Genomic DNA, 18,954 nt, shown 5'->3' with positions numbered 1-18,954 from the left:
AATGAAATATTACACTTTTTTTAATACAGATGAACTAAATGTTATTGGAGAATATCCTCAGATTGAGAAATCAGAAAAATACAATTTATCATCTCCTTATTCTTATTGGAATGTCTTTTGGAATAAATTTCCAGAATTTGAACCTACCTACAGTGTAAAGATTAGAAATAATGCTGTAGCAACTAATTTACTTCATTCTTTGCCTGGATTTAAAGGGCTTACAATTGATGATGAATTAAAAGATTTACTCTGTAAATTTAAATTGCCCCCGCATCGTTTTTATCCTATTGAAGTTGTATATCATAATAAACAATTAAAATATTATTGGTTTCACTTTATAGATAGTTTTATAAATTATGTTGATTTTGAGAAAACAACATTTGAATTATTTCAAAAATGGCCATTCACAATATTAAAAGAATTTAATGTCTCTTCAGTCGACCAGCTACATAAATTAGAAGGAGAACTAAATTTTGAAAAAGATATTCAAATAAAACAGTTAGTCTTATTAGATACTTTTCCTAAGTATGACATTTTAAGCCTAAGTAATATTACTCCACTTATATTAATAAGTGAAGAATTGAAAAAAACATTAGAGGAATCAAAATTACAAGGGTTTGATTTTAAAGAGTATAAACAGTTAACCATTTAAATGAAAGATATAGTAAAAGATTGGTGCAAATTTTACGAAGGAGAAGAAAATTAAATTTGAACATTCTATACCTAATGCAAGGCCAATAGTTCCATTGATGTATTATGTATTAATTGCGGGGGATTTGATAAAGATATAATGGTTGAATATAAATCAGATCCTGGTAGTATTTCAAGTAGAACATATAACACAAAAGGGTTCGTTGATGAGCGGTTTTGGTAATTCGACAGGCTATGATTATTATAAGTGAAATTTGCAAAGAGTAAAGGTTTAAACATAATTCTATATTGAAATTTAATTAGAAAATGAAAAATAAAATAATTAATATTTTTATTGGTCTGGTACTTGTAATACTTGGTATGATATTACACAATACTGGTAAGCTATTTTGGGAGTATCTTGGCATATTTTTTATAATTTATGGATTTTTTGTTATTCTAGTTAAGTTTTTTAAAATAGTTATTTTATTAAAAAACAAGCAATTAAATACCTTTGAAAAAAGCAACAATAGAATTATACCAAATGCCATTAGGAAAATACTTGAATTCCAATTAAAAAACAAAATAAAGATAGAATTTGAAATACCATGTTATGGCACATTTCAAGTTATCGATTATCATATTAGAGAAGGAGATAATTTTAGTAATCCATACTTCATTCTAAAAGAAATTGATGAACATATAAAAAGATATTTGTTTCCTGTAATAAATTGTTCTAAAATCATTCCTTTTGCAAAACTTAACAATAATATATTTTTATATGTAGAAGAAGGAAAAGAAGATATACATTTAATTGATATTGATTCTAATAGTAAACCACTAGTGATAAATAGTGAAATAGATCGCTATCTTGATATAGACAAACTGGTATTAAATGATGACAAATACTATTATAATGGTTTAGAAAAAATAGATAATATAGTAGATAACAATTATTATTATTTTGATGTGCCAGATTGTATTTGGGAAGGTAAAGATTACTTAGAGACTTTTATTAAAAGCTTTAATTTATTAGAAGAAAAAATTATTTTTTCATTATTATCTATCGAAGATACTGCAGAAAACTACGAATTAACTTTGAATATTAATGATAAATCAAAAAAAATGACCTTCCGAAGATATAGTGATTATATAGACGGTGAAAAATTTATTGAAAGTTTAAATGAAATTCTATTGCTAATAAATTACGTTCAAAAAAAATTCTATTTGATTTCAATTAATATTTGTGATTTCGGTATTGTATTAGCAGATGAGCCAACTTATCGAAATTTACTTTATAATGGCTGTATTGATTTTGATAATGAAAAACTGAAATTGACTTATGATGAACTAAATGATATAAGGAATTATAGCGATTTAATTACAGAAATTGAGAATGTTGAATTTCATTTAAAAATAATAATTAAAGAGCATAATGAAATTAAAAAAGGAGTAATCTATGACTTCTTCTATAAAACAGAATATGTATTTGATAATTATGGCATTAATGAATTAAAGAAAACGTTAAATGTACAAGTAAAGAAGGTCGAATCTGGTTACGATATCTATTTTACAAAATAAGAACTATAGAAATATCCCCTGCCGTCACAGCTGCGGGGTAAAGCTTTTAGTGTGGCATGTATGCTTGAAATGCGAGGTTTTATGTCAATCTAAAGAAAAAAATAATTAAAAAACAAAATCGATCTGTGTCTAGAAATTATTAAAAAATGAAGAGAAGTATCATTGCTAGATTTTTAAGTTCATGACTCATATCCAGAAGATTGATTTATGAGTGAAAACTTATAAATCTTTGATTAAATAATACCACATTTATAAATTAAAAAGCTAATATAAAAATTAAACCGTAATCACAATTATTATATGATATTAAAATTAAAAACAAGCATTTACACATGAAAAAAAACATTTTAACCCTAATAATTATACTAATCAGTATTTGCGGTTTTGCACAAAAAATCAAGATTGACAAAGGAGACATAAAGCTGGATGAAAAAACAATTGGATATATAGAAGGTAAAAAGCCACTTTTTAAAATTTCAAATCTTGACAAAAACTATACGATCACAGCAGAGTTAAAAAAAGTTACTGATCCGGCAGCTATTCCGTGGATAGAGTTAAGAAATGAAACAACAGGAAAGTTCAATGAAATTGCTTTTACATCAGGAAAGTTCAATCCTTTTAATAATGGGAAGAGTGTTGTAAATGCGTTGATAGAACATAATTATTTAAATACTGATGGTTTAAATACAGAAGCAGTGGAAAAATTTATTAATGGAGAATCAACAGGTGTTTCTGAAAACCTTTTAGGTATTAAAAACGATTCGGATATAATGAGCAATTTGATAAACAGCTATCAGTTAGCAATTGACGATACAGGGGTTATTTATAGTATAAAGGCACAAAACCTGGATCCTGATGATAAAAGAATTGGTTATATCAGGATGACATCGCTAGCAACTAATGGAGAGTTGATGTATGAAGTTATGGATTTAGATAATTATAAAATTGCTACCTGGTTTGCTAAATCAGCTATGGTTTCAGGCTATGATAAATTTTTAAATCAAGAACTTATTACGTTTGATAATAAGGTTTTTAAAGCCACTTTTGACAATAGAGGTAATCCGATTGGATATAGAATGAGCAAGGATATTACAGCTATGAATATTGTAAGGGTTCTTGTTGGCAACGGATATACTTTAGGAAGCCAATATTTGGAGAAAAGAAAATAATTAAGTTAACAGAAATTAAATAAAAATGAAAAAGAGAATTTTACTATTAGCAGCATTACAACTTTTTTTAACGCTAAATAGTTGTAGTTCAGATTCAGGAAATGATTCGTCTACTCAAGAGCTACCAGTTGTAGTGATAAAAACAGCAAAAGTAACATCCTATTCAAAAAATGCTGGAGAAACTGGAGAAACTGTTAGTATCTATGGTGAAAATTTTTCGGATAAAGTAAGTGATATAAAAATAACATTTGATGGGGTACCTGCAACAATTCTTTCGGCTACTGCCAGCGAAATATCATTTACACTACCAGCTACGGAAAAACTATTACCATCATTAGTTCTAACAATTGCAAACAGAATAGTAACTAATGATGTAAAAAATACTTATAATGGCAACATTGGGATTTTACCAATTCCATCAACTACAGGCTGGTTCACTATTCCAATACATAGAAAAAGTGACTCTGCAATTCCTCGCATACAAATGTTAAGTGATAAGATTTTATATTACACTCAAAGTGGTGCACGTCTCTCTAGAACTTTAGATGGAGGTATTACTTGGACAGATTGGGCCAATAATGGTTTTGGTGCTGGATTTCATGCAACTATAAATGATGAAGGATGGTGTCATACTGGTTTTGGAATTTCTAAAATAGCAGTTGGTGGATATCTTGGTATAGATGAATTTGCCAATTTTGGAGATAACAAAGTAGGAACTGCTTATTCTATCTATGTAGATGATAATATGAAAGACGGGACAATTGTCTCTCAAAAAGGAAAAGTATTTACCACAACAAATGGAGTCAATTTTACTAAAGTTTACGAAATAGAAGGTAATGGAGCCAATCTTTATCAAGCAACAGAAATTGATAATAACCATATTTGGGCAATTGGATATAAGGAACAAGGTAATATCAATCAGCCTTTTATCTTATTCAAAAACAACACAACAGACGGTTGGAAAGAGTATCCTTTTGTAAAGGAACCTGCAGGTTATTACGCTAGAGAAATTTGTTTTGTTGATTCTGAAAATGGTTTTCTTTTAATCAATAAATATCTAAATACATTACTAGATGTTAAGTTGTTTAAAACCATTAATGGAGGTGACTCTTGGTCTCAAATTTATAATGGAGAGATGTTTACCAAATTTACTTTTAAAGATGCCAATACAGGTTGGGCAATTCTAGATAATAAAATCTATAAAACAATTAATGGTGGTAGTGTTTGGACTCTTGACTACACACACGACCAACCTATCCGCAATATTTCATATAAGAACAATGTTGTTTGGGCTTTTTCTACAGATAAGATTATCAAACGCTATTTGTAATATTTAGCGATAGAATACTGTATAATAAAAACATTACAGCCCTAAAAAGCTGTACTGTTTTAAAATAAATGGAATGAAAAAAACTTTACTCTTACTATTATTTATTGTTATTACTTCGTGTTATCAGGAAACTTCTATAGCCTTAGAAGGTGATTTTACGACTTCGTATGCAAATGAGGATGAATCAATTCCTGTTATTATCAAAATAGACAATAAAGTCACTGGAGCAGATACGTATGAATGGACTTTTGAAGGAGGCAATCCAAGTAGTTCATCTTTAAAAAATCCAGGTGAGATATTGTATGATAAACAAGGAACGTTTACCATAAAACTCAAAGCATCAAATGTAGATGGAGAGCATAAAGAATTTAGTAAAACCGTTATTATAAGAGACGGAATCAACATTCAGTTTACCCATGAAATTATTAAGAGCAATTATTCTCCGGTTGAAGTCGTTCTAAAGAATACTACCCCTGGAGAGGGATTAACTTTTCAGTGGGATTTTCAAGATGGAATCCCTGCAAGTTTCTCAGGAAAAACACCTCCAAATGCTGTGTTTACAACTCCTGGTGAACACAACATTACTCTAACGGTTTCTAATGGTTTTGAATCACAGAAACAAACTAAAACAATCACTGTTGCTCCGTACCTAGTGAGTTTGTTTACATACGAACCAAAGTTCGAAGATGATGATTATGAGGCTCCGGTTACGATACATTTTGCCAATAAATCTACTAGTGCGACAAACTACAAATGGACTTTTGAAGGCGGAAATCCAGCAACATCAACAGAAGAAAACCCTACGGTTGTTTTTACAAGTGCAGGCAGTCATGAAGTTACCCTAGAAGCTATTAATGATAAAACCAGTCAAGTTTTTAAATCCACTATTACAGTTTTACCTGATACTAATCTGCGTATTTTGACCAACGTTAAATTGGGAATCAATTCAGCACATAACAATAATACTATTGGGGCAATGTTCTCAACAGTTACAAGACAGGTATACAAAGCAAATGAAATCAACGATCAGAATAGCAGCTTAATTGATATTGTTTTTCAGGGCTTGAACAACAATTTTACCTATAACAGATTTATATCGCCGGATCAGGTAAACAATTATGGCTTTTTAACACTCCAAAATTCACAAAGCACCATTTTTATAAACTCCCAAAATTTGTGTAATTGTGGTTTAAATTTCACCGAAACCCAATTTGACGCGATGGTAAATGATACCGCGATAAAATCTTTAAATATAAATTACAACGCAGCTGGCGAACAGCAATTTGGCTTTACTTATCCAAAAATCATTCTGTTTAAAACACAAGACGGACGAAAAGGAGCCATCAAAATTAAAGATATGGTAAAGAACGGAACAGGTTCTTATATTTTATGCGATATCAAAGTACAAAAACAATAACCAATAAATGAAGAGAGAGAATAAGAAGATCTTGTTTTGGTTATGTATCGTTTTTGTCTGTTGTATTTGCGGCAAAGGATATACCCAGGATGTGGATTTAGAGAGTTTTTATAAACCTAATTTTAAAGTTACAGGTACTATTAATGCCAATATGATGTATTATAATTCTAATATGCCAAATGCACGTGAGCCTTTTACTTATTTGCTTTCAGGGAGTTTAAATATTAGTGCTTTTAATTTTAATGTTCCGTTATTTTATAGCATTACCAATCAGGGAAATAATTTGGGCTATACTGCCCCATTTGATTTCAACAGATTAAGTATTATGCCCAAATACAAATGGGTAAAAGCCTATATAGGTAATGTAAGTATGACCTTTTCTCCTTATACCTTAAGTGGTTTTCCATTTAAAGGAGTTGGTCTGGAACTTACTCCTAGAAGTCCTTTTAAAGTCACTTTAATGGGAGGACAATTACTTAAAGCCGTTTCAGAAGAAGATGCAATGGGAGGAATTCCAGTGTATCAGCGTTTTGGTTACGGAGCAAAAATAGGTTTTGAGCAACCACAATATAAAATTGGCTGGATTGGTTTTTATGCCAAAGACAATGTGAATTCTCTAAACATGATGAGTGATAAGGGGGTAACGCCAAAAGAAAATTTTGTAAACAGTTTGACCTTTAGTACCTCTTTATTAAAAAATTTAAACTTTAATGTTGAGTATGCTTTGTCTGTTTTAACGGATGATACTCGAAGTAAAAATCTTTCAGGTGGAAGTTTCAGAGACAAGTTGTTTTCTGCCAAAGAAAGTACAAGTTATATGAATGCCTTTAATGTTAATTTTGATTATAACATCCAAAAGAGTGTCATAGGATTAACGTACGAGCGTATTGATCCTAACTACAACACATTGGGCGCGCTATATTTTAATAATGACTTAGAAAACATAGCTTTGCGTTTTTCACGTCCTTTTTATCAGGATAAAATTACAGTTTCTACCAGTTTAGGATTTCAAAGAGATGATCTAGCAAAAGCTAAAAAACAGGATACTAAGCGGGTTGTAGCTTCCATTAATATGAATTACACAGTAACAGATCAACTTACTATTTCGGGTAGTTATTCGAATTTCTCTACTTACACAAATAAAAAATTAGATCAGTTTGAGCTTATAAATAATCCAAATGTAGTGCAGTCTGATACTTTAGATTATAGACAATTATCTCAAAATGCCAATGTAAATATGTCCTATGCTTTTGGGGAAAAGAGAAATCAAAATTTCAATTTCAATTATAGCATCGCTGGTCAGGCAAATGAACAAGGAGGTATTATAAGAAAAGGGCAGGCCAGTACAGTACAGAATTATAATTTAACCCATTCAGTAAATTTTATAGGAACCAAAGTAGCATTAAACAGCTCTCTTAATTACACCAATAATGCAGTTGGTCAAAATAGTAATTCTTCGGTTGGTGGTTCCGTTGGAGCCTCTAAGAAGTTGTTCAAAGATAAGCTAAATACAAATTTTGGAGTGCTGTATAATAATTCTCAGTCAAATATGAATTCAAGTTCTGTATTTGGAGTTAAGTTTAACAATAGTTATATGCTGCTCGAAAAACACAATTTTAATATGAGTATTATTTCAATGTTTAGAACTAGTTCTAATGCGAAGAAATTTAATGATTTAACTGCTACGTTGAATTATTCTTATTCACTGGATAAAATAAAATTACCAGCCAAAAAAGAACCTAAAGAAGAAGTGAAAATTGTTTCAGATCCTATTTTAGAAATAAAGCACAAAGACAAGACTTACAAAGGAACCAGAAATGAAATCATAAAGCAGTTAGAAGAACTTCAACTTGCATTACGACCGATTCCAAAGGAAGATTCGGACGAACTGCAACATTTGTTGACACTTACGACTCTAACCCCAGATGATGGAAGTTTTAAAGAAAAAGCGTTGATTTATCTGAAAAAGTATGATTTAAATAATGACATCTTAGACAAATACAACAAATATATTCTTGAAACGGTACAGAGTTTAGATCAAGAAATAATTCGCAAAGACGCAGTGTTTGAAAATGATTATGTTATGGCATTGGGAAGAGTCAATAAACATAAAATGCATGGGATCAGTGAACAAGATGCAACCGATAAAATTAGCTATAAATCTTATTTAAAATTAGTCGAAAGAAAAAATAAAAAGCTACAACCTTTATTAATTCATCGATGGATGCTTAGTGAGATTTCAATACTTGCCAATACTTCTGCAGATGATATTCATAAAAACGAAAATCTTTCAAATTTTAATAAACAAGAATTAAATCACTTCTTTAAAATGATGAAAGAGAATAAAACAGATACAGAAATAATAGAAGAGTTAAAAATAAAACTAATTCCGTTTTACCATGATTTAGCAACGAAAAAGGTTAAAGACGATGAGGTTGATTTTAAACATCTAAAGAATAATTAAGAATCGAAAGAGTATGCCTCTTTTTAATGTAAGCCAAAGGGATACAGATTGTTTCAAAAAGAAGTTTGGCTACAATATTAAAGAAGTTACTATGCTTTATTTTACAAAAAAACAGGATTATTTGCTTATGAAAAAGTTTTACAGAATACATTTATCGGTATTATTTATCATCCTTTCGGTTGTTTTTTCTTATGGGCAGAATGCTACACCACCAAAAGAATTAGGAGCAGCTTCGAGCGCTATCGAAAAGATTGAAGCCTCTGAGCGTTGGGTAGATAAATTTTCAAATCAGGATTTGGTAGAATTACCAATAGGGATTCGTAATACCGTAAATAATGTTCAATATTCTATTGGAATAACAAAAGCTGTTTTTTTACCAGAGTATACCACTTTGACAGTTTTTTGTAGAGTAGATATTCCACAAAAAGGGCCAGACGGGCAACCAATGCAATTATTTTTTGGTGCTGATAATGTAAAATTATCACATCAGGGAGGTATCATGGGAGAGGCCAAATTGGTATTACTTGGCAATGTTGATATTCCGTTTAGTGATAATAAATGGCAGGTTTCATTATACGGCGGTTTTGATATGGCAACCGGAAATGTCGATGATTTGACCTATGTAACAATTGATTGCGATGGTTTTAAAGAAATGAAAATTTCGGGAGCCGTTGAGTTTTCAAGAAACCTGATATTACCAATTGATCCTATAACTAAAACTGTCGACGAAGCAAAGATAACTGTTCCTAAAACGTATTATAACGGAAAAACGGTTCAGATACCAAACAGAGTTAGAGGTGAGTTTAGCTTTATGGCAAGTAGTTGGAATGATATTTTAGTCAATGTAAGTTTGCAACCTTTTACGTTAAAAGACAAAAGAAACGGAAAAGATTTTGACGGTAATTTCCAATTTTTAGTCAGTAATGCAGTATTGGATTTAAGTGATTTAAAAAATGATCCCACAGTCGTCTTTCCGGAGTATTATGCGAAAAACGCACTTTTAGTACCAAATCCCCAAGCATGGAAAGGAATATTCATTCAGACTTTTGATGTAGGTCTGCCAAAAGAATTTCAGACTACAGATACGGCATCAAGCAAAGAGCGACTTTATGTAGGAGCTCAAAATCTTATTATTGATAAATATGGGGTTTCTGGGACTTTTTATGCCGATAATGTGTTTCCACTGGATCGGGGTATAACCAGTAAGGAAAAATCATGGGCCTATTCCTTAGATCATATTGATGTAACTATTGCGGCGAATACTTTTGTAAAGGTAAATTTAAGCGGTCAGATTCTTTTACCAATAACAAAAGCAACAACAGGGAAAAAAGAAACTTCAACTCCTGGAACACCAAGTACTGGAACCCCAACTCCGGATAAACCAGCGCAAACCAATAGAGCAGGTTTAGCATATAATGGTTTTATATCCATGAATGAACAGCAGCTGATTGTAGTTACAAAAGATTCCATAGCTTTTGACATTTGGAAAGCAAAAGCTTTGCTGTTGCCTAATAGTTCTGTTGAACTAAAATTAGTCAATGGACGGTTTTTACCTAAGGCTAATTTAAACGGAACAGTTTCTTTTGGTACCAATAAAGGAGCAACAGATGATAAGGAAGTAGAGGGAAAACGTACAGTTGACTTTAAGGGAATTTCTTTTGAAAATCTACAATTGCAGACCGTCTCCCCTATTATTTCTGTTCGAAATATGGGCTATAAAGGTACTGTTGCCTTTGGAAATTTCCCTGTTTCAATTGGTAATATAAATGTTGCCATTAACGGAAATGATTCCCGAATCGATTTTGATTTAGGAATTAACTTGATGGAAAGTGTCGGAGCTGGAGCCACTGCCCGAATTGGGATAAAAGGGAAAATGTATGATGACGGTTATAGGCAACGAAGCCGATATGATGGTTTAGATTTATCAGCCATAAATATTGATTGCCAGTTTAGTGGACTCACCATTAAGGGAGGTCTTATCTTAATGGAAAAAGACCCCATCTATGGAGATGGCTTTAATGCTGACTTAGAAGTAGATGTGGCAAAAGTTGTCAACGTAAAAGCAAAAGCAATTTTTGGACGTAGTACTTTTAGATATTGGTATTTTGATGCCGCAGTAAAATTTCCTCCAACGCCTGGTGTCCCGTTTATGATTACCGGTTTTGGTGGAGGTGCCTATTATAAAATGCACAGAAATCAAGATATAGCCATTGGAGATTTCTCACCATCAGGATTAAGCTATACGCCTGATGAAAAAGTAAGTTTAGGAATTAAAGCTTTAATTTATTTTAATATTGGTTCAGAAAGTATCTGTGATGGTGAAGCTGGATTTGAAATGGCTTTTAATTCAAAAGGTGGAATCAATAGATTAGCCATTTTTGGGAAAGCAAATGTTATGGCTACTATACCAGGACTCAAAGATGTTACTGACTTAATGGGAAAAGTAGCGTCAGATGTTACTTCAAAGAAAAGTTTTTTAGGCATAACTGAAAGTGATCTTAAAGGTTCTTTCGCCAGTAAATATATTCCAGAGGCAAAAGCAGCAATTCCCGGAGATTTATCAGCTGCGGTAGGTATAAAAATGGCAGCAGCAATAGAATTTGATTTTCAGAATAATTCTATGCATGCCACAACGGATGTATATATTAATACTCCCGGAAATTTTCTGTCAGGTACTGGACCTGGTGGGCAGGCAGTTTGGGGAGTATTTCATAAAGACCCGAAAGATTGGTATATGTACATGGGAACTCCAGATAAAAGATGTGGTATAAAAATAGGAGTTGCCGGTTTATACCTTAAAACAACCAGTTATTTTATGGCAGGTACATTATTGCCAGCAAGTCCGCCCCCGCCCCCTATTGTGGCTCAGATTCTGGGTGTAGATGCCAAACAATTAGATTATATGCGTGACGAAAATGCATTGGCAAATGGAGGGGGTATAGCCTTTGGTGCAAGTTTAGATTTTGATACAGGGGATTTGAGTTTCTTACTTTTTTATGCCCGTTTTCAGGCAGGAATGGGATTTGATATCATGCTAAAAGATTATCAAGAGGCCAGATGTTCTAATACAGGAGATCGAGTGGGTATAAATGGCTGGTATGCCAACGGACAATCATATGCGTATCTACAAGGAGAATTGGGAATTAGAATTAAATTATCATTCTTGAAATTAAAGATTCCAATTGTTTCAGGAGGGGCTGCGGTTTTATTACAGGCAAAATTACCAAATCCAGTTTGGATGAGAGGGTATGTGGGTGGAAACATGAATATTTTAGGAGGGTTAATTAAAGGTAAATTCCGCTTTAAATTAGAAATAGGGGAAGAATGTAAGTTTGAGAATGGATCTCCGCTAGGTGGACTTAAACTGATAACAGATGTGACTCCAAAACAAAGTTCTACCGATGTAGATGTTTTCGCTGTACCTCAAGCCGCTTTTTCAATGAAGGTAAATGAAGCTTTTGTAATTCCGGAAGATGCAGGTGATGTTACCTATAAGGTGATACTAGAAAAATTTAAGGTTCTTGATGGTACAAAAGAAATTCAGGGAATCTTAGAATGGGGTTCTTCAAAAGACAAAGCTAATTTTGTTTCTACAGATATTTTACCCCCGAACAAGGAATTAAAAGTTCAGGTAGAGGTTAGTTTTCAAAAGATGGTAAATGGTGTATTTCAGCCTATAATAATAGACGGAAAAGTGGCAACAGAATATGAAGAGAGACTATTTACAACGGGAGGAGCTCCCGATCATATTCCACTTACCAATATAAAATATTCGTATCCGGTTGTAGATCAGAAATATTTCCTTGAAGAAGAATATTCAAAAGGATACATTCAGCTTAAACGTGGTCAGGATTATTTGTTTGAAGATACCAATTGGGAAACTAGTATTAAGGTAAATGAAGATGGAGTTTCTAATGCAAAAGCTACGACTTTTAATTATAATACCAGTTCTAATGAAGTCTATTATGATCTACCTAATATTAATCAGGACAAGAAATATAACTTTTCGATAGTAAGTAGTTTGAAAGAAAGTCCGTCAAGAAATTCAACAGCTACAACAAAAACGAATACTATCAGTGATGCAGGTAATGACATCCAAGTAAGAGAAAACCAAGCTGATGAGTTATCTAAAGCAGAGGGTAGTATTGATCGTCTATCTTATTCATTCAACACCAGTAAGTACAAAACCTTTACTTCTAAGATGAATGCGATAAATACGCAGAGTTACAATTTTGGAGTCTTGTTTTCAGATGTCATCTATTTAACCAATACGATTTCAAGTCAGGAAGCATTTGATATGGTTGAATTGCAAGGAGTAACCTATAGCGATAGTAAGCCTATGATAACAGCACAATCTAAACTAAATGATGCGTATTATACAACAGATATCTATCCATATCTCTATAAAGATTATCCTTTAAATGGTAAATATGCTATAAGTGACAGAGATACTAGTGAATTAGGAGTGATTCCTGCAAAAGCGATACCGCTCAATGCTTATTATATGACTAGTATTGAGAATAATGTAAACCAATCATGGACAAAAGGTAATTTCCCATTTAAGTATAATATGCCTTTGCTTTACAAACAGGATTGGGTTGATTTAAACAATCAGATTGCTAATGATTATGTAAATGGTTTGGTGAGTAGTACATCTATTGCAAACCGTTTTCTAAATAATGATTTCTTATTTATGCGCTATGGTAATTATGAAATAGTAATGAAATACAATTTGCCAGGAGATAAGAAATCGACAGAGTTTACGTATAAGTATAGAAACAATAATAATTTTAGATAATCAAGTTAAATCCATCTCGATAGTATCTTTGAGATGGATTTTTTTTTAAAATATGTAAACAAAAATAAACCTCAATAAAAATTACAATTGCTCTTTTCGAAGTTCCTCCATAAAATATGATGCAGGTATCCCAGTTCTGGAAAAAAAAGCTTTTGCAAAACGCTCTGTAGTGCTAAAACCGCATTCTTCTGATAGTGCATTGTTATTATAATTCTGAATTTTTTTATTCTCTTTTAATAAGCCAATCAAATAATCCACTTTTAGGTCATTGATATAATTTGCAAACTTTTTATCTCTGTAAGTAGCTATTATTTGTGAAATATACCTTGTGTTTGAGTTAAAAGCAACAGCAAGCTTTGCTAAAGTCCAATCTTCCTCCAAAAATATTTTGTCTGTTTCAAACTTCTCCAATTGCTTTAAGACCGATGTAACCGTTTCTTGATTCATGTCTTCTATTCTATTGGTTATATTCTTGGAATCAACTTTAATAGTAGCATCACTTTTTTTCATTAAATCATCAAATCTTTGTCGATAGATTTTCCTGTTTTTAATATGTTTATAAATGAGAAAGGCAACAGATAAAAATAAAAGGACTACTATCCCTTTAAGAATAAAACCATCCCGTTCTCTTTTATTGAGTAACTTTTTAATACTGTTTTTCTGTACCAATAATTCTTTAGTGTCATAATCTTTGTGAATTCTTCCTGATACATATCTATATCTATTGTGCAATATGCTATCCACTTTAAGTAGTTTTTCAATATAATAAAGTTGTAGCACAAGATCGTCTTTGGATTTAAAGTAGCTGAGTAGTAATTCATAGTTATTGCGAAGATCCGGACGGATGTATCCTTTATCATCAAAAATAGAATCCACTTTTTGAAAATAGGGTATCGCTAGTTCGGGTTTCTTAAGATCCCAATAGCTTTTCCCAATATAAAAATACGCAACAGACTCATTTGCAAAACCTTTGTTTTTTTGAATAACGGCTAATGAATAGTTTATTTTCTTAATAGCCAAAGCATAATTACCTCTGAAATACTGATTAACTCCTTCGGAAAGAATAAAATACTCTTTCATTTCATTATTAGCCAATCTTTCTCCTTCCAATAATCCCTTCTCATTTGTTTCTGTACATAAGCTGTAGTTTCCAATACGATTATAACACAACCCAAGAGAATGAAGTGAATTCAAATAACCACTATCATTATTTTTCTTAAAATAATTGATGCATTCCTTAAACAAAGCAATTGCCTCATTATAAGACCCAAGAAAGTATTTTATGTTAGCAATATTGTATTTGACCTTATAGATTAAATACTTGTCATTAGTTTTAGAAATATAACTATTGGCAATAAGATAATTATCTAATGCATAATTGTGTTTTTTCCAAGCATAGTATACAATTCCTTTTGTAAGATAGGCCGAACCTATCAAAGCATTGTCCTTTGATTTTTTTGCAGTGTAGATCATACTGTCTGCATATACCAGTTTCAAATTTTCTGGGGAGTGGTAGAGATAGTTTTTATAGCCATTTACCATCTCTTCAAAATTCTTTTCTGCTTTTGATTTTACCAAAAAAGATTGAAGATAGAGGGATTGTTTAACACTATCTTTTACGGATTCTTCTATTCGCTCAAAGAGATAATCATAATTCTTGTATCGAAGTGTGTCAGGAATTTTAAAATGGAGTTCCTGTGCGCTGATTTGACCTCCCCAACAAAAAGAGAGTAAAAAAAGATACTTTCTAATCATAATGTGAATTAAAATGAGACATTATTTCCTCTGCAAAACCATTTTAGAGCCAAGTATTCGGCTTAAAAAGAATCTAGGGATATTTTGCCAGAAATTATCTCAAATATAATACAAACAATTGATAACTAGCTATTTTACTCTAAAAAAGGCATACGGATTTTCATAAAATCCATACCGTAAAGTATGAAAATCCATATACAATGTTTTGCGGGATAAAAAAAAGCCCTTTAGATTTGTCTCGAATTCAAAAGCAAAAACATTTGGCATCGTGCTAAATTCAAGTTCTGCTTACCCGGGTGAAATGAACTGACTACAAAAGTAGTCTATCACATTTTACACATTTCAATCATGAAAAACATTTCAATATCATTAGTAATTTTAACATTATTAATTATTTCCTGTACAAATGATACTGTTGACAACACAGAAAGCATCGCTCGTAAGATAAGCATGAAAAAATTAGAAAAATCAACAAGTTTGATGGAAAACCTGACCCCTGAAAATCCGGAAAACACGTATGACTTTGCAGGTCAAATACATAATAACATTCTTGATGTTTATTTGTCCGGCAATTATCAGCATACTACAATTGCGCAAATTAGCCAACAAATTGAAGTCATTGCAGCTGCAAACAATGATTTAATGCTATTAAACATGCAAACAAATCTGCCAATTAATCTTGACATAATACAAGAAATTGTAAATAATCCTCAGTTTGAACTAGATCAGACTATTACAAATTCTACAATGACAAGTGCTGCAAAAGATAGCCTTTCCAGTTTTATGAATAATGTCCTTTTATGGGAAAATCATCCCTATGAGGAAATTTATCAAAACATTATTTATTATGAATCATCCGTGATAGCTAATTCCGGATTTAGTAACGAGGATAAAAGAATTATCCTCACGACTTCTTCCATAATACGATATTCCATCTATTACAATCTGGCACGCAAAGATAAAGATTGGCCTCCCTCTAAGGGACACCGTGTTGGGGGACTTAGTGGTGCTATGGATAATTCATCTACTGCGATTAGACGCTCCCTTGTTACAGGAATTATGATACGTACTCTAGCAACTTACTGATGTTGTATCGTCTTTATTCCATCGAAAAGGAAATAATATACACTTTTACTGTGTTTCTAATTCTTTTCAATCTTGTTAGTCTTTATTTCATCATAGACCTACTTTCCTATGATGAAATAATTGGCTACCTCACAAATGGTGAGATAAAAAGTGATAGCCCACGCATTCTGGCTTACTTACTTTTTGTGAGTGGCATGTCCAATTTACTTTTTGTCACTGTTTCATTGATGTCCAGATTACTATCGGAGTAACCTGATATCAACTTAAACCTATATAAAATAAAATTTATTTAACTCGTTGCAATCCTAATTTTATAAAAGAGCATTGTTGTGGTAAGAAAAAACTCAAAATATCATCATCCCGGTTTGCAGGTCTACATATACAAAAATTTAGCACCTATAACCGTTTTTAATGAGCTTCTTAACGCAGACCATTTTTCTGTACTGAGTGTAAATTCAGGTTCTTTATCTATAAAAATAGATAACAAAGACGTTACAGTCTTCGAAAATGAATTACTAATAATTCCGATACAAAGTTCATGTGAAATTTTGACAATGAGTAAACAATTGCAAATATGCCTAATATCGTGTACACCAGATTTTATTTTTGAGAATAACATCCGAAGACTACATATAGGGTATTTTGATTTTTACACTAGGAAACTTCCTTCGAAAATTTATATCAAAGATAAAGAACTCCAGCACCTAGTATTTTTGTTTGAACAATTATATCAAAAAAAAAGAAAATCCAGTAAACAAATTTTTAAAGAAGAAATATTGCTGCTTAGTTTTAATTTATTCCTTTATGTATTAGCAGAAAAACATAGCAGTTATCTTCAACAATTAAACGAAAATTTCACCATAAAAGAAAAACTACTAATACAATTTTTTAAAATTTTAGAAATGAATTGCAGAGAACAACACAATGTAAAATATTATGCGGATGTATTATCTATGACACCTAGTAATCTTACAAAAATAATTAAGGAATTAACTCAGAAAACAGCTAAACAATTTATTGATCAAGCTACTGTTTTAGAGGCTGAAAATTTACTTCAAAATACAGATATAAGTATTTCCAATATTAGTGAAGAACTGCAATTCACCGATTCTTCAGCTTTCAGTAATTTTTTCAAAAGACATACTTCCCTGTCCCCTTCCGAATATCGGTCACGATTAAATCCTCATTGAATAATACATAAACATAATTTGACTGGGTTAAGAATGTTCTATAAGCATTGATTTAGAGTACTGTCGATTGCAAGTCGAGAGAAATATTTACTAAGTAAAAAGTAAAAAAAATGACTCAAACCTATCTTTTAGAATGGATGGATTTAACGGTGACCTCAACCCTTAATCCTCGTAAAACAGACCTTACTATGATTACTCCCATTCAATCCAAAGCGATTATTAAAAAAGCGACCGAGCAAACATTCTTAATTCAATCACAGTTTACGGTACAAGTTTTTTCGCTTACCAATGAGAAACAGATTAAAATATTAGTTGGAAATTATTATTCATCACTGCTATTTCTTTTAGATAGAATCACAGAAATAAGTAACCGCAATGATCAACACCGCGAACATTTAAAAGAGGTTACATCAACTTTAATATCCTGTTTAGATGAATTAATAACTTTTGTTGAATCAAGATTTGCAAACTATTTAAACAAGCCCTTTCCAATTACTGAAAAGAAGATAACTGAGTCCTCTGTTGTAGACTCTACTTCTAGTAAAGTACTATGCAAACTTTCAACAGATCAGACAGCTCTGATACTTAGAGCATCCGATGAACTAAAAATTCTTATTTCAAAATCAATGAATCATTTATTTAAAACAATCGTTCCTTTTTTATCCACTCCAAATAAAGTAAATCTTTCTTATAATGCGATGCGTGGCAAGGCATACGTTGCCGAAGAAAGAGACAAAGAAATAGCGATTGAAACATTGGAACGTATGATTAAACAGATTAAAGAATATTAACTAAATAGTACTAATTTAAAATTTAAAAACATGAAAAAGCTATCCTGCATTTGGACCTTGTTAATTTTGATAATCACAGGCTGTCAACCTAAAAAACTAGATGAGAAATTGGCTACTGCCCTTATTCTAGAAAAAAATCATTATCCTACAATTGTAGACCATGATATTTACTGCAATGATCCCGCACACGCGTACACCATTTTTAAATCTGGTCTTGTCGAAAAAGGATTTGTAAAAGTGCTTCAAAATAAGAAATTTGGTGATACAATTTCTTTCGTGAGTTTTACCTCTGCGGCAAAACCATACTTACTGCCTACACCCCTTGCTGATAAAATATCTAAAATTCAACGCGTAAAAGTAGCAGATGAAGAATTTGGAGCAATTAAGGGAATTCGGATTATGAGTTCTGGTAATAAGGCAATTGTAGAATACACTACGATTCGAAAAAAGAATATTTTTGCTGCTGTCATTAAAAATGGATTGAAAGATACACTCACTCATGAAGTCTATTTTATACGAACAGATGATGGCTGGCAGCTTATGGATAAAAAATCGGAAATTGAATTTTTATCTTATTAGAATATACAAAAGTTACTTAGGCAACCATAAATTCTATTACAAACTTTTATACTTTCATGGCTCAGAAATGTATCAAATTGAATATGTTTGGGTCTACCATTTATTAATCTTTAATAATCTCTTTGTGAACCATTCTATGATATGATCTAAAGAAAATTCAACAA

Annotated in this window: 12 protein-coding genes; 11 read left to right on the top strand and 1 reads right to left on the bottom strand. The window is 31.6% G+C overall.

Annotated features, from left to right (window positions below; genetic code table 11):
* The first annotated feature begins 1 nt into the window (after position 1).
* The 7 genes from LNQ49_RS18250 to LNQ49_RS18220 all read left to right on the top strand — a co-directional run bounded on the left by LNQ49_RS18250 (position 2) and on the right by LNQ49_RS18220 (position 13,389).
* Positions 2-652 carry a hypothetical protein gene (locus tag LNQ49_RS18250; protein ID WP_229990441.1) on the top strand — a complete coding sequence of 217 codons (651 nt, stop codon included), beginning with the start codon at positions 2-4 and terminating at the stop codon, positions 650-652.
* Between the two features lie 305 nt (positions 653-957).
* On the top strand, positions 958-2,211 hold the full coding sequence (locus LNQ49_RS18245) for a hypothetical protein (protein WP_229990440.1): 1,254 nt from the start codon (positions 958-960) through the stop codon (positions 2,209-2,211).
* A 332-nt stretch (positions 2,212-2,543) separates the two neighbouring features.
* Positions 2,544-3,380, top strand: coding sequence for a hypothetical protein (locus LNQ49_RS18240; RefSeq protein ID WP_229990439.1), 837 nt, complete (start codon positions 2,544-2,546; stop codon positions 3,378-3,380).
* A gap of 25 nt (positions 3,381-3,405) precedes the next feature.
* Positions 3,406-4,710 (top strand): IPT/TIG domain-containing protein, encoded by a 1,305-nt coding sequence (locus LNQ49_RS18235; protein ID WP_229990438.1) that lies wholly within the window; start codon positions 3,406-3,408, stop codon positions 4,708-4,710.
* A gap of 73 nt (positions 4,711-4,783) precedes the next feature.
* On the top strand, positions 4,784-6,127 hold the full coding sequence (locus LNQ49_RS18230; RefSeq protein WP_229990437.1) for a PKD domain-containing protein: 1,344 nt from the start codon (positions 4,784-4,786) through the stop codon (positions 6,125-6,127).
* Between the two features lie 7 nt (positions 6,128-6,134).
* Positions 6,135-8,591 (top strand): TonB-dependent receptor, encoded by a 2,457-nt coding sequence (locus LNQ49_RS18225; RefSeq protein WP_229990436.1) that lies wholly within the window; start codon positions 6,135-6,137, stop codon positions 8,589-8,591.
* Between the two features lie 127 nt (positions 8,592-8,718).
* On the top strand, positions 8,719-13,389 hold the full coding sequence (locus tag LNQ49_RS18220) for a hypothetical protein (protein ID WP_229990435.1): 4,671 nt from the start codon (positions 8,719-8,721) through the stop codon (positions 13,387-13,389).
* Positions 13,390-13,470: 81 nt separating this feature from the next.
* Here the strand turns inward: LNQ49_RS18220 and LNQ49_RS18215 are convergent, their stop codons facing one another.
* Complete coding sequence (locus LNQ49_RS18215; protein ID WP_229990434.1) at positions 13,471-15,144, bottom strand: AraC family transcriptional regulator; 1,674 nt, start codon at positions 15,142-15,144, stop codon at positions 13,471-13,473.
* 348 nt (positions 15,145-15,492) lie between these two features.
* Between LNQ49_RS18215 and LNQ49_RS18210 the strand changes: the two genes are divergently transcribed.
* The 4 genes from LNQ49_RS18210 (at position 15,493) to LNQ49_RS18195 (ending at position 18,790) form a co-directional block, all read left to right on the top strand.
* On the top strand, positions 15,493-16,230 hold the full coding sequence (locus LNQ49_RS18210; protein WP_229990433.1) for a hypothetical protein: 738 nt from the start codon (positions 15,493-15,495) through the stop codon (positions 16,228-16,230).
* Between the two features lie 902 nt (positions 16,231-17,132).
* The gene (locus LNQ49_RS18205) at positions 17,133-17,420 is read left to right on the top strand and encodes a helix-turn-helix domain-containing protein (RefSeq protein ID WP_229990432.1); all 288 of its coding nucleotides are present in this window, start codon (positions 17,133-17,135) and stop codon (positions 17,418-17,420) included.
* Positions 17,421-17,530: 110 nt separating this feature from the next.
* Positions 17,531-18,211, top strand: coding sequence for a hypothetical protein (locus tag LNQ49_RS18200; RefSeq protein ID WP_229990431.1), 681 nt, complete (start codon positions 17,531-17,533; stop codon positions 18,209-18,211).
* A 30-nt stretch (positions 18,212-18,241) separates the two neighbouring features.
* Positions 18,242-18,790, top strand: a complete 549-nt coding sequence (locus LNQ49_RS18195; RefSeq protein ID WP_229990430.1) for a hypothetical protein — start codon at positions 18,242-18,244, stop codon at positions 18,788-18,790.
* The last annotated feature ends 164 nt before the right edge of the window (positions 18,791-18,954 follow it).

The organism is Flavobacterium pisciphilum, from assembly GCF_020905345.1.
Classification (GTDB): domain Bacteria; phylum Bacteroidota; class Bacteroidia; order Flavobacteriales; family Flavobacteriaceae; genus Flavobacterium; species Flavobacterium pisciphilum.
The sequence above is the reverse complement of the archived record's forward strand: the minus strand, read 5'-3'. Positions and strand labels throughout refer to the sequence as shown.

Excerpts from the sequence above, each read along its gene's own strand:
- LNQ49_RS18250 (WP_229990441.1), top strand. The coding sequence starts at position 2 with ATGAAATATTACACTTTTTTTAATACAGATGAACTAAATGTTATTGGA.
- LNQ49_RS18245 (WP_229990440.1), top strand. The coding sequence starts at position 958 with ATGAAAAATAAAATAATTAATATTTTTATTGGTCTGGTACTTGTAATA.
- LNQ49_RS18240 (WP_229990439.1), top strand. The coding sequence starts at position 2,544 with ATGAAAAAAAACATTTTAACCCTAATAATTATACTAATCAGTATTTGC.
- LNQ49_RS18235 (WP_229990438.1), top strand. The coding sequence starts at position 3,406 with ATGAAAAAGAGAATTTTACTATTAGCAGCATTACAACTTTTTTTAACG.
- LNQ49_RS18230 (WP_229990437.1), top strand. The coding sequence starts at position 4,784 with ATGAAAAAAACTTTACTCTTACTATTATTTATTGTTATTACTTCGTGT.
- LNQ49_RS18225 (WP_229990436.1), top strand. The coding sequence starts at position 6,135 with ATGAAGAGAGAGAATAAGAAGATCTTGTTTTGGTTATGTATCGTTTTT.
- LNQ49_RS18220 (WP_229990435.1), top strand. The coding sequence starts at position 8,719 with ATGAAAAAGTTTTACAGAATACATTTATCGGTATTATTTATCATCCTT.
- LNQ49_RS18215 (WP_229990434.1), bottom strand. The coding sequence starts at position 15,144 with ATGATTAGAAAGTATCTTTTTTTACTCTCTTTTTGTTGGGGAGGTCAA.
- LNQ49_RS18210 (WP_229990433.1), top strand. The coding sequence starts at position 15,493 with ATGAAAAACATTTCAATATCATTAGTAATTTTAACATTATTAATTATT.
- LNQ49_RS18205 (WP_229990432.1), top strand. The coding sequence starts at position 17,133 with ATGAATTGCAGAGAACAACACAATGTAAAATATTATGCGGATGTATTA.
- LNQ49_RS18200 (WP_229990431.1), top strand. The coding sequence starts at position 17,531 with ATGACTCAAACCTATCTTTTAGAATGGATGGATTTAACGGTGACCTCA.
- LNQ49_RS18195 (WP_229990430.1), top strand. The coding sequence starts at position 18,242 with ATGAAAAAGCTATCCTGCATTTGGACCTTGTTAATTTTGATAATCACA.